This is a genomic window from Kitasatospora sp. NBC_01560, assembly GCF_045208415.1.
In the GTDB taxonomy this organism is placed as follows: Bacteria; Actinomycetota; Actinomycetes; order Streptomycetales; family Streptomycetaceae; genus Kitasatospora.
Map to the genome: position 1 here is coordinate 6,812,242 of NZ_CP109364.1, position 25,127 is coordinate 6,837,368.

Here is a 25,127-nt window from a genome sequence, read left to right on the forward strand (position 1 = left end):
ACACTGCCCGCGAGGGCAGGCAGGACGGCCTGTGAGGGCAGGCGAAAGGGCCCGGATCCGTGGAGCGGATCCGGGCCCTTCGTCGTGCTGTGCGGTGCCGGTGTGCGGTGCCGGGTCAGCCGATCCGCGACTCGGCGCGGCGGGCCCGTACATCGCCGACCTTCTGGCCGACCTTGCGCCGGATGACCAGCAGCGGGGCCATCGCGGCCAGCGCGATCTGGGCGAAGGCGCCGATGTGCAGCAGCTCGTCACCGCGCGGCAGACCGGTCGCCCAGGCCGCCAGGCAGCCGATCGAGACCACGATCCAGCAGAGCGTGGCGGTGGCCAGCAGCCCCTGCGGCTTGGGGTACTCGATCCGGCTGACCATCAGGTACGCCACGCCGAAGATGGCGAGCAGACCGGGCAGGAACGGCGGGTCGAGCAGCACGATGGCGATCACCGTCATCGCGCCCATCGGGCAGGGCATGCCCTGGAACACCCCGGGCCGCATCTTCACGGTGGAGAAGCGGGCCAGCCGCAGGACCACCGCGAGCAGCACGGTCAGCGCGATCAGCGCCGAGAGCCGGCTGTTGGAGCCCGGCGAGACCATGCCCCAGACCGCGACGAAGTAGGCCGGTGCGATGCCGAAGCTGATCAGGTCGGCCAGGTTGTCGAGTTCGGCGCCGAGGGCGGAGGAGCGCAGCTTGCGCGCCACCAGCCCGTCGAACAGGTCGCACATCGAGCCGATCAGCAGCAGCGTCACCGCGGTGGCGGCGCTGTGCTTGTCCGGGGCGGCGCCCGGGTTGGTGATGTGCGGGACCAGGACCCCGGTGGTGATCGAGTAGATCGCCAGGAAGCCGCAGACGGCGTTCCCCAGGGTCAGGAAGTCGGCGGTGGAGAGGTGCTGCGGCGAACGCGGAGCGCGGAGCTCGCGGTCGCGCGCCCAGCGGCGGCGGCGCAGGGCCGTCTCCTCGTCGTCCAGGCCGACGATCGTCTCAGGATCAGTCACGGTCAAGGCGTGTCACCCCGGCTGTGGTCTTCTGGCCGACCTCGACGCCGACCTCGACGCCGGCCGGCAGGTAGGTGTCGACCCGGGACCCGAACCGGATCAGACCGATCCGGTCGCCCTGCTCGACCTTGGTACCGGCGTCCACGTACGGCACGATCCGGCGGGCCACGGCCCCCGCGATCTGCACCATCTCGATGTCACCGAGTTCGGTGTCGAAGTGCCAGACGACCCGCTCGTTCTGGTCGCTGTCCTTGTTGAACGCGGGCACGAAACCGCCCGCGACGTGCTCGACGGACGTCACGGTGCCGGGCAGCGGCGCGCGGTTGACGTGGACGTTGAGCGGGCTCATGAAGATCGCCACCCGGGTGCGGCCGTCCGGCCAGGCGTCGATGCTCTGCACCACGCCGTCGGCGGGGGAGATCACTCTGCCCGTGCCGATCTCACGCTCGGGGTCGCGGAAGAACCACAGCATGCCCGCGCTGAGCGCACAGGCGGGTACCGCCGCCAGGGCCCACTTGCCGCTGCGCCGGGTGAGGGCGGTAGTCACGGCGGCCGTGGCGAGGGTGGGGACGAACCAGGGGGTGGCTCCGCGCGCGATGGTCACGCGGGGTCGCCGACCGGCCGTCGTGGGTGCGAGGGCATCGCGGTCCGTGACGGAGGTGTGAGGGGACGGGCTGATGGGCATCGAAGACCTTTGTCGCGGGGGATCATGGCCGCTGGACGGGGGCCACCGCGGGGATCGAGTAATAAAGGGACGGCTGCTGTCCCGGTGGATGCTATCGGGAGCACACGGTGGGTGGGCAACCCGCCTGCACGTTCATGTGTCCTGCGCGGGGCGCCGATGCGCCTCCTTGGTATACGACCGTAGCTCGACTCGTTCCGGTTCCCAAGGGTCTCGGCGGAGCTGGTGAGACTTGTCTCAACAGGCATGCCGGTGGAACCGGGCACGGCGTGGCGCCGTCCGCCGGCCGGGGCGGGCGTTCGAGGGTGCGACGGAGCGGCCGCAAGGCGCGTAGCAGCAGCTGTACGCCCTGCGGCCGCTCCGTGGGCCGTGCCGGACCCCAGGCGGACCAGGCCGGGGTCGTGGTGGCACGGCGGGGATGCCGGGACGGGCCCGCACGCCCGTCGTCCGGCCGTCAGCGGGCCGTTCGCCCGGCCCGTGGCGCGTCGCCGCGCGGGGGCCGGGCCGCGCCGGTCACTCCGCGATGCGGTACTCCTCCAGCAGCCGGCGTCCGACGATCATCTTCTGGATCTCCGCAGTACCTTCACCGATCAGCAGCATCGGGGCCTCCCGGTAGAGGCGCTCGATCTCGTACTCCTTGGAGAAGCCGTAGCCGCCGTGGATCCGGAAGGCGTCCTCGACGACCTCCTTGCAGTACTCCGAGGCGAGGTACTTGGCCATGCCGGCTTCCAGGTCGTTGCGCTCGCCGCTGTCCTTCTTGCGGGCGGCCATCACCATCATCTGGTGGGCGGCCTCGACCTTGGTGGCCATCTCGGCGAGCTTGAACTGGATCGCCTGGTGCTCGGCGATCTTCTTGCCGAAGGTCGAACGCTGCTGGGCGTAGGAGATGCCCAGCTCGAACGCGCGGCGGGCGACGCCGCAGCCGCGCGCGGCCACGTTGACCCGGCCGACCTCGACGCCGTCCATCATCTGGTAGAAGCCCTTGCCGGGGGCGCCGCCGAGGACCCGGTCGGCCGGGATTCGGACGTCCTGGAGCACCAGCTCGGTGGTGTCGACGCCCTTGTAGCCCATCTTCTCGATCTTGCCGGGGACGGTGAGGCCCGGGACGGTCGGGTTCGGCCCGAAGCCGGCCGTCTTCTCGATCAGGAAGGTGGTCATGTTCTTGTACGGGGTGTTGCCGCCCTCGTCGGTCTTGCAGAGCACCGCGACCAGGGTGGACGTGCCGCCGTTGGTGAGCCACATCTTCTGGCCGTTGAGGACGTAGGAGTCGCCGTCCCGGACGCCCTTGGTGGAGATGGCCGAAACGTCGGAGCCGAGGCCGGGCTCGGACATCGAGAAGGCGCCGCGGATCTCGCCGGCCGCCATCTTCGGCAGGAAGTAGTCCTTCTGCTCCTGGGTGCCGTGCGCGTTGATCATGTGCGCCACGATGAAGTGGGTGTTGACGATGCCGGAGACGGACATCCAGCCGCGGGCGATCTCCTCGACCACCAGGGCGTAGGTGAGCAGCGACTCGCCGAGGCCGCCGTACTCCTCGGGGATGGTCAGCCCGAAGAGCCCGAGCTGCTTCATGCCCTCGACGATGGCGGTCGGGTACTCGTCCTTGTGCTCCAGCTCGGTCGCGACCGGAATGATCTCCTTGTCGACGAAATCCCGCACGGTGGCGAGGATGTCCCGCTGGATCTCGGTCAGGCCGTCGGTCTGTGCGAGGCGTCCCATCGTGCGGCTCCTGTGGCGAAGAGAAGGAAGAGAGAGGGTGGGGGAGAACAAAACGCGCGGGGGGGGGGGGATTTACGGAGGCCCTGCCGGCGTGGCTGCGGCAGCAGGGCCCCCGTTCCGGGTGGGGGTCGGCCGATGACGGCGGCCTCCCCGTCCGGGGTCCAGGAGCTCCGGGCTACCGGGCGCTCCCTGGTCGGTGGGTGGTGCGGGTACTGCGGGTGCAGCGTGGCGCTGCGGGTTCTCCCGGGCTCAGGAGAGGGGGGTGGGGCGGCCGGGCTGCTCGCCGCCGCGCTCCTTGATGTACGTCTCGGTCGGCACCATCACCTTGCGGCGGAAGATGCAGACGACCGTGCCGTCCTGCTTGTAGCCCTTGGTCTCCACGTACACGATGCCGCGGTCGTCCTTGGACTTGGACGGCCACTTGTCGAGGACGACGGTCTCGCCGTAGATCGTGTCGCCGTGGAAGGTCGGCGCGATGTGCCGCAGCGACTCGATCTCCAGGTTGGCGATCGCCTTGCCGGAGACGTCCGGGACGGACATGCCGAGCAGCAGCGAGTAGATGTAGTTGCCCACCACGACGTTCCGGCCGAAGTCGGTCGTCTTCTCCGCGTAGTTGGTGTCCATGTGGAGCGGGTGGTGGTTCATGGTGAGCAGACAGAAGAGGTGGTCGTCGTACTCGGTGACCGTCTTGCCGGGCCAGTGCTTGTAGACCGCGCCGACCTCGAACTCCTCGTAGGTGCGTCCGAACTGCATCTCAGTGGTCCTTGGGGTCTCAGGCCTGCGGGGGCTCGAACTTGGAGGTGCGCGGGAAGCCGGCGGCGCGGCCCTTGCCGGCGATGACCAGGGCCATCTTGCGGCTGGCCTCGTCGATCATCTCGTCGCCGAGCATGGCGGAGCCCTTGGCGCCGCCCGCCTCGGAGGTGCACCAGTCGTAGGCGTCGAGGATCAGCTCGGCGTGGTCGTAGTCCTCCTGCGAGGGCGAGAAGATCTCGTTCGCGGCGGAGACCTGGTCCGGGTGGAGCACCCACTTGCCGTCGAAGCCGAGCGCGGCGGCGCGGCCGGCCACCTCGCGGTAGCCCTCCTGGTTGCGGATCTGCAGGTAGGGGCCGTCGATCGCCTGCAGGTCGTTGGCGCGGGCGGCCATCAGGATGCGCATCAGGATGTAGTGGTACGCGTCGGCCGGGTAGCCGGCCGGCTGCTCGCCGACCACCAGGGACTTCATGTTGATCGAGGCCATGAAGTCGGCCGGGCCGAAGATGATGGTCTCCAGGCGCGGCGAGGCCTCGGCGATCGCGTCGACGTTGATCAGGCCCTTGGCGTTCTCGATCTGCGCCTCGATGCCGATCTTGCCGACCTCGAAGCCCATGGTCTTCTCGATCTGGGTGAGCAGCAGGTCGAGCGCCTTCACCTGCCCGGCGTCCTGGACCTTCGGCAGCATGATGCAGTCGAGGTTCGGGCCGGCGCCCTCGACGACGGTGATCACGTCGCGGTAGGTCCAGTGGGTCGTCCAGTCGTTGACCCGGACGACCTTGGTCTTCTTGCCCCAGTCGCCGTTGTTCAGCGCGTCCACGATGTTGTGCCGGGCGCTCTCCTTCACCAGGGGCGCGCAGGCGTCCTCCAGGTCGAGGAAGACCTGGTCGGCGGGCAGGCCCTGGGCCTTCTCCAGGAAGCGCGGGTTGGAGCCCGGCACGGCGAGGCAGGAGCGGCGGGGGCGCAGGCGGTTGACGTTGCTCATGAGGGGTGGTCGGTTCCTTCCGGGGTCAGCTGCTGGACGCGGCGGGGGCGGGCGTCCAGGGCTGGAGCCTGTTGGCCAGCCGGATCTCGTCCACGATCCGGCCGATGATGGTCGTGATGCCGAAGTCCTTCGGGGTGAACACGGCAGCCACGCCGGCGGCCTTGAGAGCCTCGCCGTCCGCTGCCGGGATGATGCCACCCACGATCACTGGCACATCCTCCACCCCGGCCCGGCGCAGCCGGTGCAGGACGTCGGGGACCAGCTCGGGGTGGGCCCCGGAGAGGATCGACAGACCCACGCAGTGCACGTCCTCCGCGACGGCGGCGGAGACGATCTGCTCGGGCGTCAGCCGGATGCCCTGGTAGACCACCTCGAACCCGGCGTCCCGGGCCCGGACGGCGATCTGCTCGGCGCCGTTGGAGTGCCCGTCCAGGCCGGGCTTGCCGACCAGCAGGCGCAGCTTGCCGGTGCCCAGCTCGGCGGCGGTCGCGGTGACCGCCTCGCGGACGGCGGCCAGCTCGCCGCCGGGCTCGGCCGCCACCGCGACCGGGGCGCCGCCGACGCCGGTGGGCGCACGGTACTCGCCGAAGACCTCGCGCAGCGCGAAGGACCACTCGCCGGTGGTGACCCCGGCACGGGCGCAGGCCAGCGTGGCGGGCATCAGGTTGGCCTCGGTGAGCGCGACGGTCTTGAGCTCGGCGAGGGCCTGCTGCGCGGCGGCCTCGTCGCGGCGGCCGCGCCACTTCTCCAGCTCGGCGAGCACCGACTGCTCGGAGGCCGGGTCGACCACCATGATCGCGGTGTCGAGGTCGGCCGTGAGCGGGCTCTCCTCGGTGGTGTCGAAGCAGTTGACCCCGACGATCTTGTCCTCGCCGGACTCGATCCGGGCCCGGCGCGCGGCGTGCGAGGAGACCAGGTTGGACTTCAGGTAGCCGGACTCGACGGCGGGGATCACCCCGCCCATCTCCAGCACCTTGGCGATCTCGGCCTCGGCACCGGCCAGCAGCGCGGCGGTCTTCGCCTCGATGACCTCGGAGCCGTTGAAGATGTCCCCGTACTCCAGCAGGTCGGACTCGTAGGCGAGCACCTGCTGGATCCGCAGCGACCACTGCTGGTCCCACGGGCGGGGCAGGCCGAGCGCCTCGTTCCAGGCCGGCAGCTGGACGGCCCGGGCGCGGGCGTCCTTGGACAGCGTGACGGCGAGCATCTCCAGCACGATCCGCTGGACGTTGTTCTCCGGCTGCGCCTCGGTCAGGCCCAGCGAGTTGACCTGGACGCCGTAGCGGAACCGGCGCTGCTTGGGGTCCTGGATGCCGTAGCGCTCCAGCGTGACCTTCTCCCAGAGCTGGGCGAAGGCGCGCATCTTGCACATCTCCTCGACGAAGCGCACGCCGGCGTTGACGAAGAAGGAGATCCGGGCGACCACCTCGCCCATCCGCTCGGCCGGCACCTGGCCGGAGTCGCGGACGGCGTCGAGCACCGAGATGGCGGTGCACATCGCGTAGGCGATCTCCTGGACCGGGGTGGCCCCGGCCTCCTGGAGGTGGTAGCTGCAGATGTTGATCGGGTTCCACTTGGGGATGTTGCCGACCGTGTAGGCGATCATGTCGGTGATCAGGCGCACCGACGGCCCGGGCGGGAAGACGTGCGTCCCGCGCGACAGGTACTCCTTGACGATGTCGTTCTGGGTGGTGCCGGTGAGCTTCGCGACGTCCGCGCCCTGCTCCTCGGCGACCACCTGGTAGAGCGCCAGCAGCCACATCGCGGTGGCGTTGATCGTCATCGAGGTGTTGGTCTGTTCGAGCGGGATGCCGTCGAACAGGGTGCGCATGTCGCCGACGTGGCCCACCGGCACGCCGACCCGGCCGACCTCGCCGCGGGCGAGGACGTGGTCGGAGTCGTAACCGGTCTGGGTGGGCAGGTCGAAGGCGACGGAGAGGCCGGTCTGGCCCTTGGCGAGGTTCTTCCGGTAGAGCGCGTTGGAGTCGCTCGCGGTCGAGTGGCCCGCGTAGGTCCGCATCAGCCAGGGGCGGTCGCGCTGGACACCCTCACGATCCGCCATCAGATGTTCCGGAAGCGGTTGATGGCGTCGATGTGGTCGGCGCGGAGCTCCGGGTTGCGCACGCCCAGGCCCTCGGACGGGGCCAGGCAGAGCACGCCGACCTTGCCCTGGTGCTTGTTGTGGTGCACGTCGAGGGCGGCCTGGCCGGTCTCCTCCAGGGAGTAGACCTTCGACAGGGTCGGGTGGATCCTGCCCTTGGCGACCAGGCGGTTGGCCTCGAACGCCTCGCGGTAGTTGGCGAAGTGCGAGCCGACGATGCGCTTGAGCGACATCCACAGGTAGCGGTTGTCGTACTGGTGCATGAAGCCGGAGGTGGAGGCGCAGGTGACGATGGTGCCGCCCTTGCGGGTGACGTACACCGAGGCACCGAAGGTCTCGCGGCCCGGGTGCTCGAAGACGATGTCCACGTCCTCGCCGCCGGTGAACTCGCGGATCTTCGCGCCCAGGCGCTTCCACTCGCGCGGGTCCTGGTTGTGCTCGTCCTTCCAGAACCGGTAGCCCTCGGCGGAGCGGTCGATGATCGCCTCGGCGCCCATGGCGCGGCAGATCTCGGCCTTGGCGTCGTTGGAGACCACGCAGATCGGGGTGGCGCCGCCGGCCAGCGCGTACTGGGTGGCGTACGAGCCGAGGCCGCCGCTGGCGCCCCAGATCAGCACGTTGTCGCCCTGCTTCATGCCCGCGCCGTTCTGCGAGACCAGCTGGCGGTAGGCGGTGGAGTTGACCAGGCCCGGGGAGGCGGCCTCCTCCCAGGTGAGGTGCTTCGGCTTGGGCAGCAGCTGGTTGGTCTTCACCAGCGCGAGCTGGGCCAGGCCGCCGAAGTTGGTCTCGAAGCCCCAGATCCGCTGCTCCGGGTCCATCATCGTGTCGTTGTGGCCGTCCGGGGACTCCAGCTCGACCGAGAGGCAGTGCGCGACGACCTCGTCGCCCGGCTTCCAGGCGTTGACCCCGGCGCCGGTGCGCAGCACCACGCCCGCGAGGTCGGAGCCGAGGATGTGGTACGGCAGGTCGTGGCGCTTGGTCAGCGGCGAGAGCCGGCCGTAGCGCTCCAGGAAGCCGAAGGTGGAGACCGGCTCGAAGATCGAGCTCCACACGGTGTTGTAGTTGACGGAGCTCGCCATGACGGCGACCAGGGCCTCCCCGGGGCCCAGCTCGGGCAGGGCCACCTCGTCGAGGTGAAGGGACTTTCGCGGGTCCTTGTCGCGGCTGTCGAGGCCCGCGAACATCTGCTCCTCGTCCTTGTGGAGCGTGACCGCCCGGTAGGACTCGGGGAGCTTGACGGCGGCGTAGTCCTCCGACGTGGCGTCGTTGCTGAGGATCGCGTCGAGGATTTCCTGCATGGCTGCCTCCGAAGGCGTACCTGTGTTGAGGGGGCACAGGGCGTCTGGGGGAGCCGGGAGCGGACACCGGCTTCGCTGGGTTGGTTTTGGGTGGTGGTGGAGCGGGTGGGCCTGGCTGGCGGCCCGTGGTGTGCGGGGCACAGCTCCCGGGGTGTGGGAACGCCGGCCGACGGCGCGCCGAGGTGGGGAGCCGCGGCGCCGCGACTGGTGAGTAACAAGGTAATGGCACCCTGTGCCACTCGTAAAGACACCGGGTGTCATCAATTCGGGGGAACCGGCGTCGCGCCCGGGCGGCTGCGCGCGGGCGCGGAAAGGGCCCGCACCGGCACTCCGGTACGGGCCCCCAGATTCCTGCGAAACTGCTGTGACCTGCGGAAACGCTCCCGGTCAGGCCTCCCGGGCGCCGGCCAGTGCGGCCCGGATGCTGTCCACCACCACGTCCAGCGGCGCGTCGGTCCGGGCCACTGTGATGAGTACCTCACCCCCGGGGCTGGCACTCAGTGCGCTGGCGGCCGCCTCCTCCGGGCCCGTCACACTGGCACCGGGTGCCACCAGGGACCCACGCCGCCGGGCGCCGGGCTCGGAGGAGGCCCAGAAGGTCCGCCGGATGACCTCGAAGGAGTGGTCCAGCTGCGCCTCGACGTCCCCCCGGCCGCCGGCCCGCAGCCAGCGCCGCAGGACGTGGTTGTGGGCCGCGACGACCGCCGCCGCCGACACCTCGGCGAGCATCGAGTCGTCCTCGCCGCCGCGCTGCCAGCCGGACGGGATCTCGTCGGCGGTGTCGAACCGCCCCAGCAGGTACCGGGTGAACAGCCGCTCGTACCGGGCCACCACGGCGATCTCCCGCTCGCGCAGCGCCGGTACCTGACGGATCAGCTGGTACCGCGCGACCGAGACGGCCGGGGTGGAGGCGTACATCCGCAGCACCTCCTTGATGCCCCGGCAGACCACGTCCAGCGGGTGCTCCTCGGGCTCGGCGCTGGCCAGCAGGTCGGCCACCCGGACGAGGGTGTCGTCGTGGTCCGGGAAGATCGCCTCCTCCTTCGACCGGAAGTACCGGAAGAAGGTCCGCCGGGCCACGCCGGCGGCCGCGGCGATCTGGTCGACCGTGGTCTCCTCGTAGCCCTGCGAGGCGAACAGCTCCATCGCCGCGGTGGCCAGGTCCTGGCGCATCTGCTGGCGCTGCGCGGCCGCCCGGCGGCTGCCGGGGCCGGGGTCGGCGGCGGCGCCGGACGGAGCCGGCCGGTCGGCGCCGCGCGTGGCGACGGCGTGCTGCGGGGAGGCTGACTGAACCCGATCCATGCCCGGAACGCTACACGTCCCGGGGGCCGGGGCCGCCGGCCTTCCCCGGCGCACCGGCGCGACCGGGCCGGTCACCGCGGGTCTGGGCCAGCGGGCCGACACCGCACCGGGGCTCCAGGCCGTCCGCGCGGCCCCGAACGGCAGGGCGCCGCCGGGGGGCGGGCCGCCCGCCGAGGGCGCGGTCACCGGCGCGCGTGGTCGCGGAACCCGCGGCCGGTCTTGCGGCCCAGGCAGCCCGCCGCCACCAGGTGCTCCAGCAGCGGCGCCGCCGCCAGGCCCGGCTCGCGGAACTCCTGGTGCAGCACCTTCTCGATGGTCAGCGAGACGTCCAGGCCGACCACGTCCAGCAGCTCGAACGGGCCCATCGGGTACCCGCAGCCCAGCTTCATCGCGGTGTCGATGTCGTCCACCGTCGCGTAGTGCTCCTGCAGCATCCGCACCGCGTCGTTCAGGTACGGGAAGAGCAGCGCGTTCACGATGAACCCGGCCCGGTCGCCGCACTCCACCGGGTGCTTGCGCACCTTGGCGCACAGCTCCAGCACGGTCGCGGTGACGTCCGGCGCGGTGAGCACCGTGGAGACCACCTCGACCAGCTTCATGGCCGGCGCCGGGTTGAAGAAGTGCATGCCGATCACGTCCTGCGGCCGCGAGGTGGCCGAGGCGCAGCTGATCACCGGCAGCGAGGAGGTGGTGGTCGCGAGCACCGCGCCCGGCTTGACGATCTTGTCCAGGGTGGCGAACAGCTCGCGCTTGACCTCCAGGTCCTCGGCGACCGCCTCGACCACCAGGTCGACCCCGGCCAGCTCGGCGTACTGCCCGACCGGCGTGACCAGTGCCAGCGCGGCGTCCCGCTGCTCCGCGGCCAGCCGGCCCCGGCTCACCGAGCGGTCCAGGGACTTCGCCAGCTGGGCCTTGGCCTTCTCGGCCTTCTCCAGGCTGCGGGCGGCCAGCAGCACCTGGTACCCGGCCTTGGCGAACACCTCGACGATGCCGGTGGCCATCGTGCCCGAGCCGCAGACGCCGATGCTGCGCACCTCGCGGCCCGCCGTGCCCGGCCGCGCCGGGCCGGTGGCGGCGTCGACGGCCCGGGACGAGCCGGGCGCCTCGTAGGTGTAGAAGCCGCGGCCGGACTTGCGGCCGAGCAGCCCGGCCGACACCAGCTGGCCGAGGATCGGCGCGGGCGCGTGCAGGCGGTCCCGGGACTGCTCGTACATGGCCTCCAGGACGGTCCGGGCGGTGTCGATGCCGATCAGGTCGAGCAGTGCCAGCGGGCCCATCGGCAGACCGCAGCCGAGCCGCATCGCGGCGTCGATGTCCTCCCGGGTGGCGTAGCGGGACTCGTACATCGCGGCGGCCTGGTTCAGGTACGCGAAGAGCAGCCCGTTCACCACGAAGCCGGCCCGGTCGCCGGCCGCCACCGGCTCCTTGCCGAGGTCCCGGGCGAACGCCGCGGCCTCCTCGGCCACCTGCGGGGTGGTCAGCACGGTGCGGACCACCTCGACCAGCTTCATGGTGTGCACCGGGTTGAAGAAGTGCAGGCCGAGCACCCGCTCCGGGCGGGCGGTGGCGGCGGCGATCCTGGTGACCGACAGTGCGGTGGTGCCGGTGGCCAGCACCGTCGCGGCCGGGCAGATCCGGTCCAGCTCGGCGAAGATCTCCCGCTTCAGCTCCAGCTGCTCGGGCACCTCCTCGATGACCAGGTCGGCGCCGGCGGCGGCCTCCAGGGCGTGGCCGACCGTGATCTGCGCGAGCAGCGCGGTGCGCTCCCCGGCGGTGAGCCGCTCCCGGGCCACCGCGTGCGCGGTCGCCTCCTCGATCCGGGCCAGGGCCCGGGCGGCGGAGTCCTCGTTGGCCTCGATGCCGATCACCCGGCGGCCGCTCCTGGCGACGGCCACGGCGACGCCGGCACCCATCGTGCCGAGGCCGACGACGGCGACTGTGGGGAAGGGACGCTCCATCTGTCCTGACTCCTTGTCATGAAGGGCCCGCGCGCGCTCCGACGGACGCGCCGGCGGAGGAGGGTCCGCGCGCGGGGGCTGGGGAGATGACGGTTGCGGCCACCACGCAGCCGCCGGTCCGCTCCGGCCGTGCTGCGGGTGTGCCGTGGTACTCAGGCGCTAGAGGTGAAGGAAGCGACTCTGATACGAGGAGAGAGTCCGGCCCGCCGCGATCCGCGGCACCGGCCGGTGAAGACGCATCGCCGAACGCCGGCCGCTGCGCGCGATACGCGCGCCGGCGGACGACCCCGCCGGTGCGGCTCCCGAAGCCCGGCGGTGATGCGTGCGGCCACTGTAGCGAAGCTACTCGCGAGTAGGAAGGGGTCGGGTGCGGCCGGCGGAAATTCGTTCGGACCGGCTGCGCTCCGGACGCTAGGGTGAGCGGCGCGGGGGCGGCTCCGCGGCGTGCTTCCTTCTCCCTTCACTGCAAATGAACCGAGTGCGCCCACTCTCCGCCCCCGCTTCGTCGTATCTCCGGGGGACCACCAGTGAAGAAGCCGCACACCACCACGCCCGACACCGGCCTCGACGACCTGCTGCTGCGGCGGCACGGCTCCGTCCTCGTCCCCGGGGGCGCCGGCCACGGGGAGCCGGATCCGCGCAGCGCCGAGGGGCTGCCCGTCCTGGAGGCCGACCTCGTCGTCCGCGGGTACCTGCTGACCGGGCCGCTGCGGGCCGCCCTCGGGCGGCTCGGCCCGGCGCTGCTCGCCACCACCGGGCAGGCGCTGCTGCGCCGGCTCGACCGGCTGACCGGCGCGGACCGCAAGCACCGGCCGCTCTTCCGCACCTTCCCCGACGGCGTGCCGCGGCACGCGCACAGCCTCTACTCCGCGCACATCCGGGCGTTCCTGCTGAGCCGGCACCAGCCGTGCGGCTGGTGCGAGCGGGCCGCCGCCGACGCCGGCGTCGGCGCCCTCGCCCCCTGCGCCCACCTGCTCTGCGGCGACTGCTACGACGAGCTGGGCGGCGCGACCCTGCGGCACTGCCCGTTCTGCGACACCCCGCTCGACGACGAACGACACCTCCCGCTGGACGCCAAGGCCGTCCGCAACGCCGCCCGCGAGCACGGCCCCGACGCCGTGCTGCGCCCGCTGCGCCTCGCCGACGGCACCGGCCCGGCCGCGGTCGCCGCCGCCGAGCTCGGCCAGCTGCTGGCCCGCCGCACCCCGCTGAACCCGCAGGACCGCGAGGACCTCGCCGTGCTGCTCCGGCACGCCCCCGCCGACCCGGCCGGCTGGCTGCCCGCCGACATCCCCGTCCGGGAGAGCCGCGCCACCGTGCTGGCGGCCCTGCTCCGCCGCGACCGGGAGGCCGTCGGCCCGCTGCTCGCCGCCCACCTCACCACCGCCACCGACGTGCTGCGGCTGCTCTGGGCGTGGTCCGGCGCCGAGCCCGACCTGCTGCCCGCCACCGCCAAGGGCCTGCGGCTGCGCAACCTGCCCCGCCCGCTCCGCCGCGAGCTGCTGGCCGTCCTCGACGCGTTCCCGGTCGGCACCCTCGCCGAGGACCTCGGCCGGCACCGCCAGGCCTGGCTGCGCGCCGGCGAGCTGCTCCACCCCTACGAGCACCGCGAGCGCTTCCCCTACGCCGCGGCCGCGTTCGCCGTGCTGCGGCAGAGCGACCTCGACCTGCACGGCCTCGGCCCGCGGCTGCGCGAGGCGCCCGCGCCGCTGCGGGTCAACACGACGCCGGCCGGCCACACCCGGCTGGCCGTCACCACCTTCGCCGCCGAGGTCGAACTGGCCCTGGCGACCGGCGACGTGCCCGCCGCCACCCGGCTGCTGGCCCGCCGCCCGGGCGAGCTCGTCCGCCGGCTGCACCACCTGCTCCGGGTGCACACGTCCTGGCACCCCGGCGGGCCGCTGCCCGCCGCACTGGTGCAGGCGCTCCCCGCGGCCCTGCGCAAGGTCGCGCCCGGCCCGCTGCTCGGCGCGTACGGGCGGCTGCGCGCGCCGCGCGAGATCGGTGAGCGTCGGCTCTACTTCCCGCGCGGGCGGGTCTCCCTGGCGCACGCCCGCGACGACTGGGGCACCGAGGTGCCGGCCGCGCTCAGCGCACCCGTCTGCGCGCTGATCGAGGCCGAACTGCTGCGCCGCGCAGGGCAGCACGAGCGCTTCGACCTCGCCGTCCTGGACGCGGGCCTGGCCGACCTGGTGGTCCCGTTCGCCGAGCGGGCCGCCGCCAAGTCCCTGGTCGCCGTGCCGCGCGGCAGCGTCCAGCGGCTGCCGGACGGCGGCCGCGTCCGGCTCTTCCTGCACTGGGTGCAGCAGCGCCACCAGCGGGTCGACCTCGACCTCTCGGTCGCGCTCTACGACGAGCGCTGGCGCTTCACCGGCCTCTGCGACTACACCCACCTGGTGCACGGCCCGCGCGCGGCCGTGCACTCCGGCGACTTCACCTCGGCCCCGCCGCCGGACGGCGCCACCGAGTTCGTCGACCTCGACCTCGCCGCGCTGGCCGCCGGGGGCGCCCGGTACGCGGTGGTCGTCGTCTTCGCCTACAACGACATCCCGTTCGAGGAGCTGGACGACGCCTTCGCCGGGTTCATGGAGCTCGACACGGCCACGGCGGCCGGCCACCGCAAGGCGCACTTCCACCCGGCGGCCGTCCGGCAGCGCCTCGACCTGGCCGGCGACGCCAAGGTCAGCGTGCCGATGATCGTCGACCTGGCGTGCCGCACCTACACCTGGACCGACCTCAACACCAGCGCCTCCGGCGGCTTCCACAACGTCTGGCGGTACCGGGACCGGATCGGCACCCTCGCCGGCGACGTGGTCGCGCACTTCGCCGAGGGCTCCCGCGCCACCCTCTGGGACCTCGCCTGCGCCACCGCGGCCGCCCGGACCGACGAGGTGCTGGTCCGCGCCCGCGGCGGCGGCGCGCTCGACCACTACCGCCGGGCCGCGGACGAGCCGGTGGCGGCCTTCGCCGAGCGGCTGCGCACGGGGCTCGACCCCGACGACACCCGGTCCGCCGCGGCCGCCGACACCGCCCACGCGCTGGCCGGACGGCTCGCCGGAGCACGGGCGTTCGCCGCCCTGGTGGAGGCCGACGTACCGGCCCCGGCGGGCGCCCGCGGGGCGCTCTACCGGCTCTACCCGGGCCCGCTGGACGCGGCGCCGGACACCCTGGAGCGGCTCACCGCGGGTGACCTGGTCGCGCTGTTCCAGCCGAACGAGTGAACGGGCGGACGAGCGTCCGTCCGGACCACCCGATAGGGGAGTTCCGCGCCCCCGCCCCCCGCGGCAGCATGGAGGCATGAGCTCCGGAACCGTCGCGTCCGCCGGCCTCGCCGACCCGTCCGACCCGTCCGGCCCGTCCGCCGCCCCCGGGCCCGCCGCCGCGGGAGCCGCCCCGGCCGGCGGCGGGCCCGCCGCCGTCGCCCGGCCGCCGCGCGCCGAGCGCGCCGCGCGGGCGCAGGAGGCCGTCGAGCGGCTGCGCCCGGCCGGGGTCGACGCCGTCGCCGTCACCTGGATCGACAACGCCGGCATCGCCCGGGTGAAGGCCGTCCCGCTGACCGGCCTGGTGCACGCCGCCGAGTGGGGCGTCGGCGCGGCGCCCTGCTTCGACGTCTTCCTGGCCGACGACAGCCTCGTCACCAGCCGGCTGATCGGCGGCCCGACCGGCGACCTCCGGCTCTACCCGGACCTCGACCGGCTGGTGCCGCTGGCCGCCCAGCCCGGCTGGGCCTGGTCCCCGGGGGAGCGGTACACCCAGGAGGGCGCACCGCACCCGGGCTGCCAGCGGCTCTTCGCCCGCCGGATGACGGCGGCCGCCGCCGCGCGCGGCATCGGCCTCAGGGCGGGCATCGAGGTCGAGTGGGTGGTGGCACTCGCCGGGGAACCGCAGGAGGATCCCCGCTACCCGACCGCCGGCCCGGCCTACGGCATGCACCGGCTGACCGACCTCTCCGACTACCTGCGCGAGCTGCTGCGGGCCCTCGCCGAGCAGGGCCTGACGGTGCTGCAGATCCACCCCGAGTACGCGCCCGGGCAGTTCGAGGTCTCGGTGGCCCCCGAAGGGCCGGTCGAGGCCGCCGACACCACCGTGCTGGTCCGTCAGACGATCCGCGCCGTCTCGGCCCGGCACGGCCTGCGGGCCTCGTTCGCCCCGGTGGTCGAGGCCGGCTCGGTCGGCAACGGCGGTCACCTCCACCTCAGCCTCTGGCGCGCGGGGCACAACCTCGCCCGCGGCGGCTCCGGCCCGCACGGGCTGACGGCCGAGGCCGAGGGCTTCCTCGCCGGGGTGCTCGGCGCGCTGCCCGAACTGCTGGTGCTCGGCTCCTCCAGCCCGGCCGGGTACCTGCGGCTGGTGCCGCAGCACTGGGCCGGCGCCTACCAGTGCTGGGGCCTGGAGAACCGGGAGGCCGCGCTCCGGCTGGTCACCGGCTCCACCGGGGAGCGCGCCACCGCCGCCAACGCCGAGATCAAGTGCTTCGACGCCACCGCCAACCCGTACCTCGCGATCGGCGCGGTGCTCGCCGTCGGCCTCGCCGGGCTGGACCAACGGCTCGTGCTGCCACCGGAGTTCAGCGGTGATCCGGCCGAGGCCGCACCCGGCACCGTCCCCCGGCTGCCCGCGAGCCCGGCCGACGCGCTCGCGGCCTACCGGAAGTCGGCGGTGCTCCGCGAGGCACTCGGCGAGCCGCTGTACGAGGTGGTGCTCGCCGTCCGCACCGCGGAGAGCGAGCGGTGCGCCGCGGCCACCGCGGAGCAGCTGGTCGCGGCCACCCGCTGGCGGTACTGAGCGGTGCCCTCGCTGGACGTCCCGGCGCTGGTCGACCACCACTGCCACAGCGTCGTGGTGGCCGGGCTCGCCGACAACGCGCTGGCGGCCCTGCTCACCGAGTCCGACCGGCCGCCGGCGCCCGGCACCTCGACGTTCGACAGCGCGCTCGGGCTGGCCGTCCGCCGCTGGTGCCCGCCGGCGCTCGGCCTGCCGGCCCACGCCCCCGCCGCCGACTACCTGGCCCGCCGGCGCGAGCTGGGCGCCGCCGAGGCCACCCGCCGGCTGCTGGCCGCGGCCGCGCTGGACACCTGCCTGCTGGACACCGGGCTGACCACGGCGGCGGGCCGTCCGCTGCTGCCGATCAGCGAGTTCGCCGAGGTGGCCGGCGCCCGGGTGCGCGAGGTGATCCGGCTGGAGTACGTCGCCGAGTCGGTGCAGACCGGCGCCGGCGCCTGGCCGGCCGCCGTCGCCGGGGCGCTGGCCGCCGCGGCCACCGGCGCGGTGGCGGTCAAGTCCGTCCTGGCCTACCGGCACGGCCTGGCGGTGCCCCCCGAACGGCCGGCCGCCCGGGCGGTGACGGCTGCCGCGGGGGAGTGGCAGCGCGCCGGCCGCGGCCGGCTGACCGACCCGGTGCTGCTGCACCACCTGCTCTGGACGGCCGTCGACGTCTGCGCCGGGCTCGGCCTGCCGCTCCAGCTGCACACCGGTTTCGGCGATCCGGACCTCACCCTGCACCGGGCGGACCCGTCGCTGCTCACCGACTTCGTCCGGGCCGCCGAACCGAGCGGCGTCCCGCTGGTCCTGTTGCACGGTTACCCGTACCACCGGCAGGCCGCCTGGCTGGCCCAGGCCTTCCCGCAGGTCTACACCGACCTCGGGCTGACCGCCTCCTACGCCGGCCCCCGGGTGGCGGCCGTGCTCGGCGAGATGCTGGAACTGGCGCCGTTCGGCAAACTGCTCTTCTCCACCGACGCCTACGGGCTCCCCGAGCTGTACCTGGTCGGCGCGGCCCAGTTCCGGCACGGTCTGGGGACACTGCTGGACGGCTGGCTGGCCGACGGCGCCTGCTCGGCGGCCGACGCGCAGCGCCTGGCCCGCCAGGTGGCCGCCGGCAACGCCCGCCGCCTGTACCGGCTCTGACCCGCTGCGGAGTGCTCCGGGGCGCGCTGGCACGTTCCGGCCAGGGTACCCGGCAGGAGGGTCGCGGAGTGCCCCGGAGGGCGCGGAAATTGTGGATCGTCCACGCCCGGTGAGGGAAAACACCGCAGAACCGGATATTCACTTAATGGATTGACACCTGGTCGGCAGCTTGGGGCCCGCTCAGTCGGAAGTGATCGAACGGTGTCGATTAGATGACTACCTCTTGCGGATTGCAACGCATGTTCACTAGCGTCCCGATCATTCCAGTGCACCTGCCAACCGCAGTTGCATGACGACTCGGGAGGGCCAACCCCTATGAGTGTTCCTCGGATCAGCCGGACCCGGTTCGCCGCGGTGGGCGTCGTGCTCGCCACGGCCGGCGCGCTGGCCCTGCCGGCCGGCACCGCCGTCGCGGCCACCGGGGCCGAGCCGACGACCGGACCGCTGCTCAGCTACATCGTCAACACCCAGGCCAACCACGGCCAGGTGCAGAAGGTCGAGAAGGCCGTCACCACCCTCGGTGGCAGCGTCGTCTACTCCTACGAGCAGATCGGCGTGGTGATCGCCCGCTCGACCGACACCCAGTTCGCCGCCAAGCTGCGGCAGGCCAAGGGTGTCCAGTCGGTCGGCGCCAGCCGCACCAAGGGCATCACCGCCGCCGAGAGCCGCAAGGCCGAGGTCGCCGCCGACCCGTCCGCCGCCCAGGTCGCCGCGGCCGCCGCGGCCGGCGAGGAGCCCAACTGGGCCAACCAGTGGGACATGCGCCAGATCGGCGTGGACAAGGCGCACAAGCTGTCGCTCGGCAGCAACAAGGTCACCGTCGGCGTCCTGGACTCCGGCATCGACGCCAACCACGAGGACCTCAAGGCCAACGTCGACGCCTCGCAGTCGGTCTCCTGCATCGACGGCGGCAAGCCGAACACGGCGTTCGACGCCTGGCAGCCGGGCGTCGACGGCGACCACGGCACCCACGTGGCCGGCACCATCGCCGCCGCCAAGAACGGCAAGGGCATCGAGGGCATAGCCCCGAACGTGAAGCTGGCCGCCGTCAAGGTCGTCGACGACGGCGGGTTCATCTACCCGGAGTACGCCGTCTGCGGCTTCATCTGGGCCGGTGAGCACCACTTCAAGGTGACGAACAACAGCTACTTCGTCGACCCGTGGATGTTCAACTGCCAGAACGACGCGGACCAGGCGGCGATCACCACCGCCGTCCGCCGCGCCGTCGAGTTCTCGCAGCGCAAGGGCGTCCTCAACGTCGCCGCCGCGGGCAACGAGAACATCGACCTCGCGCACAAGACCAAGGACGTCGCCAGCCCGGACGACACCACCCCCGGCGAGCGCCCGATCACCCAGGACTGCCTGAACCTCCCGACCGAGCTGGACGGCGTCGTCGCGGTCTCCTCGGTGGGCGTCAACGGCGACAAGTCGTACTACTCCAGCTACGGCAAGAACAAGGTCACCGTGGCCGCCCCCGGTGGCGACCGCCGCTACCAGATCCCGAACACCCCGGACCAGAACGGCCGTGTGCTCTCCACCATCCCCGGTGGCAAGTACGGCTACATGCAGGGCACCTCGATGGCCTCCCCGCACGCCGCCGGCGTGCTCGCCCTGCTGGCCAGCACCTTCCCGTGGGCCAGCCCGGACGAGCTGACCGAGATGCTCACCAACCAGGCCGAGTCGCACGCCTGCCCGTCGGGCCCGTACAACCCGGGCGGCACCGGCGAGTTCGCCGCCACCTGCGAGGGCGGCGTGAACGACAACGGCTTCTACGGCGCGGGCATCATCAACGCCGAGAAGGCGGTCCAGTGGTGGCGCTGACGCGCTGACCGGCTGACCGGCTGAACGCACGCACACGCTCCGGTGGGGAGCGGGACTCCGCGTCCCGCTCCCCACCGGCGTTCCCGGGTGCCGCACCCGGCCCCGCCCCGCGGGCGCCGCGTCCTTCGCGCAACGGCGCGGCCGGCAACCCGCGCGGCCGGCAACCCGCGCGGCCGGCATCCCGCCCGGCCGGCAACCCGCACGGCAAGGACCCGTACTTCGCGCACCCGGTTCTGAGTACCGGTACTCAGGCGGCGCTCCGGCCGCGGTCGGCAGGATGGACCCTGCACGCACGACAGGACCGGGCCCGAGGAGCGGAACGCCATGGCACAGACCTTCACCGGACCGCAGATCCAGGCCCGGCCGGCCGGCGGGCGGGTCTGGCCCTGGCTGCTGCTGGGAGTCGCTCAGGTGGCCCTCGCCGTGCCGATGCTGACGCTGATGCTCGGCGGCGGCATGGTGGCCGGCGTCATGGGGCTCGCCGCGGGTTCGACGGCGGCCGACGCCCTGCTCCTGATGGTGCTGATGGCCCTCGGCCCGCTGCTCGGCCTGATGCTGCCGGCCCTGTCGCTGCTGGTGCCGTCGGTGCGCCGGACCAACCCGGGGGCCCTGTTCGCGCTGCTCTGCTTCGGCCTGCTGGTCGGTACGGCGGTCGAGTACTTCGCCTGGGTCCGCCCGGCGATGGGCTGACCGGGGTGATCGGCTGACCGGCGACGAGCCGCCCCGGGCCGGCTGTCCGGGGTGGGCCGGCCCGGCTCACTCGACGTGCTGGTCCCACCCGGTCTCGACCGAGGGCTTGCCGTGCAGGTCCGGTACCTCCTGGAGCCAGGCGGGCCGGCCGGCCCGGCTCCGGGCGGTCTGCCGGCGCTCGGCCTCACGGAGCTGCTCGGGCGTGGCGAACGCGTCCGGCAGCCAGGCGGCGGAGAGCGTCGCCCGGGCCGCCAGGTGGGTGACGTACGCCTGCCGCAGCGCGTCCACCGAGTCGAAGCCGGGTTCGCCGGCCAGCCAGGCGTCGGGGACGAGCGCCAGCACCTCCGCCAGCAGCCCGGTGGTGACCAGCGGACCGAGGTCCTGGTCGGCCCGGGCGACGTCGGGTGCGTACCCGCCGAGCGCGTGGGCGCTGAGGTCGTACTTCTTGCCCACGGTGGCGTCGGCGCTCGACCAGCGGTGGTGGAAGATCAGCGCGGCGCCGTTGTCGATCAGCCAGAGCCGGTCGTGCCAGACCATCAGATTGGGGTTGTGCACCGTCCGGTCGACGTTCCCGGTGAGCGCGTCCAGCCAGACCACCCGGCCGGCCCGGACGGGGTCGACCGGGATCATGCCGGGCTTGAAGTCGCGGGCGCCCGGCAGCAGGTCCATGCCGAGGTTGAGCCCGGCGCTGGCCCGGAGGATGTCCTGGATCTCGGGGTCGGGTTCGCCGTCGGCGACGGCCGGGTCGAAGTCGACCAGCCGGAGCTCGGGCACCGGCAGGCCGAGCCGCCGGGCCAGTTCGCCGACGATCACCTCGGCCACCAGCGCCTTGCGGCCCTGCGCGGCACCGGTGAACTTGACCACGTAGGTGCCCAGGTCGTCGGTCTCCACGACGCCGGGGACGGAACCGCCGGCCCGCAGCGGGTCGACGTAGCGCACTGCTGTCACCTGATCGAGCACACCGGCCACCCTAGCGCGGTCGCCCGGCGGCACCGACCGCTCCCACCGGTCCTTCCCGCGGCCGGTCAGCGCCCGGCGGCCACCTCGCGCGCGTCCGCGAGCGCCTGCCGGACGGCGCCCGGGATGTCGGTGACCGGGAAGAGCACCCGGCGCACCACCCGCGTCCGGTCCAGCACCAGCACCGCCCGCTTCAGCCGCAGGCCCTGGCCGACGTGGAAGGTGGGCAGTCGCAGGGCGGCCGCCAGCCGGACGTCCAGGTCCGAGAGGAGCGGGAACGGGATCTCCTCGGCCTCGGCGAACTCCCGCTGTTCGTCCGGCCGCTGGGTGGAGACGCCGCGCAGCGCCAGGCCGGCCTCGCGGAACCGGGGGTACGCCTCGCGGAACAGCCGGTTCTCCAGCGTGCAGCCGACCGCGCCGGGGATGTCCCCCCAGCCGGCCGGCAGCGGTGCGGGCCGCCCGGTGGCGGGGTAGCAGAACAGCACGGTGGCGCCGGCCCCCGGGTCGACCGGGTCGAGGTCGCCGCCGGTGTGCACGGGCAGGGTGAGCTCCGGCAGCCGGGTGCCGGGCAGTGCGGCCAGCCGGGCGGCCTCGGCGCTGTCGGGTGCGGCCGAGCCGGAGAGCGCGCCGTCGCCGAGCAGCCAGCGGTCGGCCCAGTCCTGCATGGCCACCAGCACCGGCAGCAGTGCCCGCCCGGCCTCGGTGAGCCGGTACTCGTACCGGACCGGGCCGCTCTGGTAGGGCACCCGCTCCAGCACGCCGGCCTCGGCGAGGTGGCCGAGGCGTTCGGTGAGCACCTTCCGGGAGATCCCCAGCTCGTGCTGCAGCTCGTCGAAGCGCAGCCGGCCGCGGGCCGACTCGCGGACGATCAGGATGCTCCACCAGTCGCCGACGACCGCCGCCGCCTGCGCGATCGCGCAGCTCGCGTCGCGCTCCGGCACGTCTCTGAGCACCGTCGCTCCTCTCACCTCTCCGGGGCGGTCCATCCTTGCACCCCCTTGCGGGTTTCGAAAGGGAACTTGTAAGTTCCTCATCGGAACTCACCCATGCCCGAGCGAGAGGGGGAGCAGATGTCCGTCGCCTGGGCGACGCTGCGCCGCACCTGGACCATGACCGGCCGGGCCTACCCGTGGTCCTACGCCGTCGGCTGCCTGCTGATCGGCGTCTTCACCCTCGGCCTGTCCTACCTGGGCCTGCACGCCATCGGCGGCGGTTCGGTGGCCGAGGACTTCACCGCCCGCACCGGCGGGGCCGACTACCTCGGCTACATCGCGATCGGCGCCGCCGGATACATGTTCACCGTCCGGATGCTGCTCTGGAGCAGCAAGGCGCTGATCACCGAGCAGCGCCAGGGCACCCTGGCCGCCCTGCTGATCGCCCCGGCCGGCCGGCTGCCGTACCTGCTCGGCTTCACCGGCTTCGCGCTGCTCAACACCGCCGTCGAGGTCGGCCTGCTCGGCGGGTTCGCCGCCGTCCTCGGCGTCACCCTGCCGGCCTGGCACCCGCTCGCCGCCCTGGCCGGGGTGCTGGCGCTGACCGCCGCCGTGTTCGCCGTCGCCGTCGTGCTCGGCGCGCTGATGATCGTCGCGGGGGAGGCGCACATCTCGCAGAACACCGTCTTCCTCGCCGTCTCGCTGCTCTGCGGCATCACCTTCCCGAACAGCTACCTCCCGGCGCCCGCCCGCTGGCTGGCCGAGCTGCTGCCCGTCACCTCCGCGATGGACGTGCTGCGGGACGCCCTCGGCCAGGGGCGGCCGCTCGCCGAGCTCGCCCCGCGGCTGGTCACCTGCCTCGCGCTCAGCGCCGGCTACCTGCTGCTCGGGCTGCGGCTGCTGCCCGCCGCCGAGCGCCGCGCCGTCGAACGGAGCTTCTGACCCCATGCGCCGCACCACCCCGACCCGGAGCCGCTGACATGATCCGCACCCACGCCCTGCGCAAGACCTTCCGCACCCGGGAGAAGGGCCTGTTCGGCCCGCGCACCGTCCGGACCGCCGTGGACGGCCTCGACCTGGAGATCCCGCCCGGCCGGGTCACCGGACTGCTCGGCCTCAACGGCGCCGGCAAGACCTCCACCATCAAGATCCTCGCCACCCTGCTGCGCCCCACCTCCGGCACCGTGACCCTGGACGGCCTCGACCTGGTCGAGCACGCCCGCGAGGCCCGGCGCCGGATCAACCTGATCGCCGGCGGCGAGCGGATGGTCTACGGCAAGCTCACCGGCGCCGAGAACCTGCGCTACTTCGGCCACCTCTACGACGTCCCCGATCCGGTGCTCCGCCCCCGGATCGGCGAACTGCTGGAGCTGGTCGGCCTCACCGCGGCCGCCGACACCCCGGTGGAGCGCTACTCGCGCGGCATGACGCAGCGGCTCTCGATCGCCCGCGGCCTGATCAACGACCCGGCGTACCTGCTGCTCGACGAGCCCACCCTCGGCCTGGACGCGCCGATCGCCCGCGACCTGCGCCGGGTGGTCGCCTCGCTGGCCGCCGAGGGCCGGGGCGTGCTGCTCACCTCGCACTACCTGACCGAGGTCGAGGAGCTGTGCGAGCACGTCTACGTGATCTCCGGCGGCCGCCACCTCGCGGCCGGCAGCCCCGCGGAACTCAAGACGGCGGCCGGCAGCCACGGCAGCGTCCGGGTCACCGTCACCAACCCCTCGCCGGAGCTGGAGGCCGCCGTGGCCGGCTTCGCCCGGCGGCTCGGCGTCCGCGCCGGGCTGGAGACCACGCCGGAGGGGGCGCTGCTGGTCACCGTCCGCCACCCGGAGGACGTGGCGGGCCCGCTGGCCGGGGCGATCGTCGCCGCCGGCGGCTCGATCGGCGGCCTGGAGGTCACCGCCGCCAGCCTGGAGGACGCCGTCCTCGCCCTCACCGACGCCCCGGTGGCGGTGGCCGCATGAGCGCCCTGCCGCCCACCGACGTGCTGCTGCTCGGCGCGGCCGACCGCGTCGTCCGCCCGCTGCCCGGCGGCGGCCGCACCCTCCCGCCGCTCCGTCCGCGCCCTTCCCGCCGCACCCGGCCGGGCCCCCGGGGCCGCGCGCTGCGCCATGCCGGCAAGGTGTTCGCGGCCGAGGCGCTGAAGCAGCACCGGACGCTGTTCGGCCAGCCGCTCGTGGTCGCCTCGATGCTGGTCTGGCCGCTGCTCCAACTGGCCGCCACCTACTACACCCTGCACCCGATCGCGGCCGGTTCGGCGGCCGCCGCCCGCTGGCCGCTCGCCGCCGACCCCGCCCGGCTGCTGGGCTTCCTCGCCACCGGCGCGCTGGCCTGGGCGTTCTTCTTCTCGCTGGTCCAGTCCGCGTGGAACTTCGCCTACGAGCGCACCACCGGCACCCTGGAGCTGCTCTTCCTCTCGCCCGCCGGCCGGCTCGTCCTGATGCTGGCCAACGGCGCCGGCGCGCTGCGGCAGAACGCCTGGCTGCTCACCTGCTTCCTCGGGGCCGCCGCGTTCGGCTTCGGCGCCCTGGACGTGGCCGGGCCGTGGATGTACCCCGTGGTGCTGCTGGCCCTGCTGCTGCCCGCGGTGGCCTGGGGCGCGCTGCTCAACAGCCTGATGGTGTTCTCCCGGGACTCCGCCTTCGTCTACACCGTGCTGGACGACCCGATGTGGTTCGTCGCCGGGGTCCGGCTGCCGGCCTTCGCGCTGCCCGGCGTGCTGCGGGTGCTCGGCGCGGCGCTGCCGCTGACCGGGAGCCTGGCGGTGGTGCGCGGCGCCCTGCTGGAGGGCCGCGACCTGGCCGGGCTGGCGCCCGCGCTGGCCTGGCTGGCGGTGCTCTGCGTGCTGCTGCTCGGGGGTGCGGCACTGGCGCTGCGGCTCGGCGAGGAACGGGCCCGGCGCACCGGATCGCTCCGGCTGGCCTAGGGCGGGGGCGGCGCGGGCAGGGCGGGCAGGGCGCGCCGCCGGGCCGCACCGCCCGGCAGGGGCGGCCGACCGGGCCCGGGCCGGGCCGCTGTGGTTGGCTTGCCGGTGAAA

The 25,127-nt window shown here is 73.5% G+C and carries 19 protein-coding genes; 8 read left to right on the forward strand and 11 right to left on the reverse strand.

Features of this window, described 5'->3' with window-relative positions; genetic code table 11:
- Positions 1-115: 115 nt before the first annotated feature.
- The 9 genes from OH807_RS29525 to OH807_RS29565 form a co-directional block, all read right to left on the reverse strand.
- Complete coding sequence (locus tag OH807_RS29525) at positions 116-994, reverse strand: CDP-alcohol phosphatidyltransferase family protein (protein ID WP_406204785.1); 879 nt, start codon at positions 992-994, stop codon at positions 116-118.
- Positions 981-1,673: a phosphatidylserine decarboxylase gene (locus OH807_RS29530; protein WP_406204787.1), complete on the reverse strand. Its 693-nt coding sequence runs from the start codon at positions 1,671-1,673 to the stop codon at positions 981-983. Before OH807_RS29530 ends, OH807_RS29525 begins: the two co-directional genes overlap by 14 nt.
- A gap of 510 nt (positions 1,674-2,183) precedes the next feature.
- A complete protein-coding gene (locus tag OH807_RS29535) occupies positions 2,184-3,386 on the reverse strand; it encodes an acyl-CoA dehydrogenase family protein (RefSeq protein ID WP_406204789.1) in 1,203 nt (400 codons plus the stop codon).
- A gap of 249 nt (positions 3,387-3,635) precedes the next feature.
- Positions 3,636-4,139, reverse strand: coding sequence for a MaoC family dehydratase (locus OH807_RS29540; protein ID WP_406204792.1), 504 nt, complete (start codon positions 4,137-4,139; stop codon positions 3,636-3,638).
- 19 nt (positions 4,140-4,158) lie between these two features.
- Positions 4,159-5,121 carry an HpcH/HpaI aldolase/citrate lyase family protein gene (locus OH807_RS29545; protein WP_406204795.1) on the reverse strand — a complete coding sequence of 321 codons (963 nt, stop codon included), beginning with the start codon at positions 5,119-5,121 and terminating at the stop codon, positions 4,159-4,161.
- Positions 5,122-5,146: 25 nt separating this feature from the next.
- Positions 5,147-7,183, reverse strand: a complete 2,037-nt coding sequence (locus OH807_RS29550) for a protein meaA (protein WP_406204798.1) — start codon at positions 7,181-7,183, stop codon at positions 5,147-5,149.
- Complete coding sequence (gene ccrA / locus OH807_RS29555; RefSeq protein ID WP_406204801.1) at positions 7,183-8,520, reverse strand: crotonyl-CoA carboxylase/reductase; 1,338 nt, start codon at positions 8,518-8,520, stop codon at positions 7,183-7,185. Before ccrA ends, OH807_RS29550 begins: the two co-directional genes overlap by 1 nt.
- A 387-nt stretch (positions 8,521-8,907) precedes the next feature.
- Complete coding sequence (locus OH807_RS29560; RefSeq protein WP_406204804.1) at positions 8,908-9,822, reverse strand: TetR family transcriptional regulator; 915 nt, start codon at positions 9,820-9,822, stop codon at positions 8,908-8,910.
- A gap of 182 nt (positions 9,823-10,004) precedes the next feature.
- Positions 10,005-11,780: a 3-hydroxyacyl-CoA dehydrogenase family protein gene (locus OH807_RS29565; RefSeq protein ID WP_406204807.1), complete on the reverse strand. Its 1,776-nt coding sequence runs from the start codon at positions 11,778-11,780 to the stop codon at positions 10,005-10,007.
- A 527-nt stretch (positions 11,781-12,307) separates the two neighbouring features.
- On the opposite strand from OH807_RS29565, the gene OH807_RS29570 reads away from it, so the two are divergent.
- From OH807_RS29570 to OH807_RS29590, 5 genes are all read left to right on the forward strand, one after another.
- Positions 12,308-15,001 (forward strand): MXAN_6230/SCO0854 family RING domain-containing protein, encoded by a 2,694-nt coding sequence (locus OH807_RS29570; RefSeq protein ID WP_406204810.1) that lies wholly within the window; start codon positions 12,308-12,310, stop codon positions 14,999-15,001.
- Positions 15,002-15,077: 76 nt separating this feature from the next.
- Entirely contained in the window at positions 15,078-16,565 is a 1,488-nt protein-coding gene (locus OH807_RS29575) for a glutamine synthetase (RefSeq protein WP_406204813.1), read from the forward strand.
- 3 nt (positions 16,566-16,568) lie between these two features.
- Entirely contained in the window at positions 16,569-17,687 is a 1,119-nt protein-coding gene (locus tag OH807_RS29580; protein ID WP_406204816.1) for an amidohydrolase family protein, read from the forward strand.
- Positions 17,688-18,002: 315 nt separating this feature from the next.
- Positions 18,003-19,508, forward strand: a complete 1,506-nt coding sequence (locus OH807_RS29585) for a S8 family peptidase (protein ID WP_406204818.1) — start codon at positions 18,003-18,005, stop codon at positions 19,506-19,508.
- A 324-nt stretch (positions 19,509-19,832) separates the two neighbouring features.
- Positions 19,833-20,198: a hypothetical protein gene (locus OH807_RS29590; protein ID WP_406204821.1), complete on the forward strand. Its 366-nt coding sequence runs from the start codon at positions 19,833-19,835 to the stop codon at positions 20,196-20,198.
- Positions 20,199-20,264: 66 nt separating this feature from the next.
- Here OH807_RS29590 and OH807_RS29595 read toward each other — a convergent pair whose 3' ends face one another.
- Complete coding sequence (locus OH807_RS29595) at positions 20,265-21,158, reverse strand: HipA family kinase (RefSeq protein ID WP_406204824.1); 894 nt, start codon at positions 21,156-21,158, stop codon at positions 20,265-20,267.
- A 65-nt stretch (positions 21,159-21,223) separates the two neighbouring features.
- Positions 21,224-22,108: a winged helix-turn-helix transcriptional regulator gene (locus tag OH807_RS29600; protein ID WP_406204826.1), complete on the reverse strand. Its 885-nt coding sequence runs from the start codon at positions 22,106-22,108 to the stop codon at positions 21,224-21,226.
- A 93-nt stretch (positions 22,109-22,201) separates the two neighbouring features.
- On the opposite strand from OH807_RS29600, the gene OH807_RS29605 reads away from it, so the two are divergent.
- The 3 genes from OH807_RS29605 to OH807_RS29615 are packed head-to-tail and all read left to right on the forward strand — an operon-like array spanning position 22,202 to position 25,016.
- Positions 22,202-23,029, forward strand: coding sequence for an ABC transporter permease (locus OH807_RS29605; protein WP_406204828.1), 828 nt, complete (start codon positions 22,202-22,204; stop codon positions 23,027-23,029).
- 38 nt (positions 23,030-23,067) lie between these two features.
- Positions 23,068-24,054: an ABC transporter ATP-binding protein gene (locus OH807_RS29610; protein ID WP_406204831.1), complete on the forward strand. Its 987-nt coding sequence runs from the start codon at positions 23,068-23,070 to the stop codon at positions 24,052-24,054.
- Positions 24,051-25,016 carry an ABC transporter permease gene (locus OH807_RS29615; RefSeq protein ID WP_406204833.1) on the forward strand — a complete coding sequence of 322 codons (966 nt, stop codon included), beginning with the start codon at positions 24,051-24,053 and terminating at the stop codon, positions 25,014-25,016. The genes OH807_RS29610 and OH807_RS29615 overlap by 4 nt, the downstream gene beginning before the upstream one ends.
- Positions 25,017-25,127 lie beyond the last annotated feature (111 nt).

Coding starts and splice junctions, on each gene's coding strand:
- OH807_RS29530 (WP_406204787.1), bottom strand. CDS start 1,673: ATGCCCATCAGCCCGTCCCCTCACACCTCCGTCACGGACCGCGATGCC.
- OH807_RS29535 (WP_406204789.1), bottom strand. CDS start 3,386: ATGGGACGCCTCGCACAGACCGACGGCCTGACCGAGATCCAGCGGGAC.
- OH807_RS29540 (WP_406204792.1), bottom strand. CDS start 4,139: ATGCAGTTCGGACGCACCTACGAGGAGTTCGAGGTCGGCGCGGTCTAC.
- OH807_RS29545 (WP_406204795.1), bottom strand. CDS start 5,121: ATGAGCAACGTCAACCGCCTGCGCCCCCGCCGCTCCTGCCTCGCCGTG.
- OH807_RS29550 (WP_406204798.1), bottom strand. CDS start 7,183: ATGGCGGATCGTGAGGGTGTCCAGCGCGACCGCCCCTGGCTGATGCGG.
- ccrA (WP_406204801.1), bottom strand. CDS start 8,520: ATGCAGGAAATCCTCGACGCGATCCTCAGCAACGACGCCACGTCGGAG.
- OH807_RS29560 (WP_406204804.1), bottom strand. CDS start 9,822: ATGGATCGGGTTCAGTCAGCCTCCCCGCAGCACGCCGTCGCCACGCGC.
- OH807_RS29565 (WP_406204807.1), bottom strand. CDS start 11,780: ATGGAGCGTCCCTTCCCCACAGTCGCCGTCGTCGGCCTCGGCACGATG.
- OH807_RS29575 (WP_406204813.1), top strand. CDS start 15,078: ATGAGCTCCGGAACCGTCGCGTCCGCCGGCCTCGCCGACCCGTCCGAC.
- OH807_RS29585 (WP_406204818.1), top strand. CDS start 18,003: ATGAGTGTTCCTCGGATCAGCCGGACCCGGTTCGCCGCGGTGGGCGTC.
- OH807_RS29590 (WP_406204821.1), top strand. CDS start 19,833: ATGGCACAGACCTTCACCGGACCGCAGATCCAGGCCCGGCCGGCCGGC.
- OH807_RS29605 (WP_406204828.1), top strand. CDS start 22,202: ATGCCCGAGCGAGAGGGGGAGCAGATGTCCGTCGCCTGGGCGACGCTG.
- OH807_RS29610 (WP_406204831.1), top strand. CDS start 23,068: ATGATCCGCACCCACGCCCTGCGCAAGACCTTCCGCACCCGGGAGAAG.
- OH807_RS29615 (WP_406204833.1), top strand. CDS start 24,051: ATGAGCGCCCTGCCGCCCACCGACGTGCTGCTGCTCGGCGCGGCCGAC.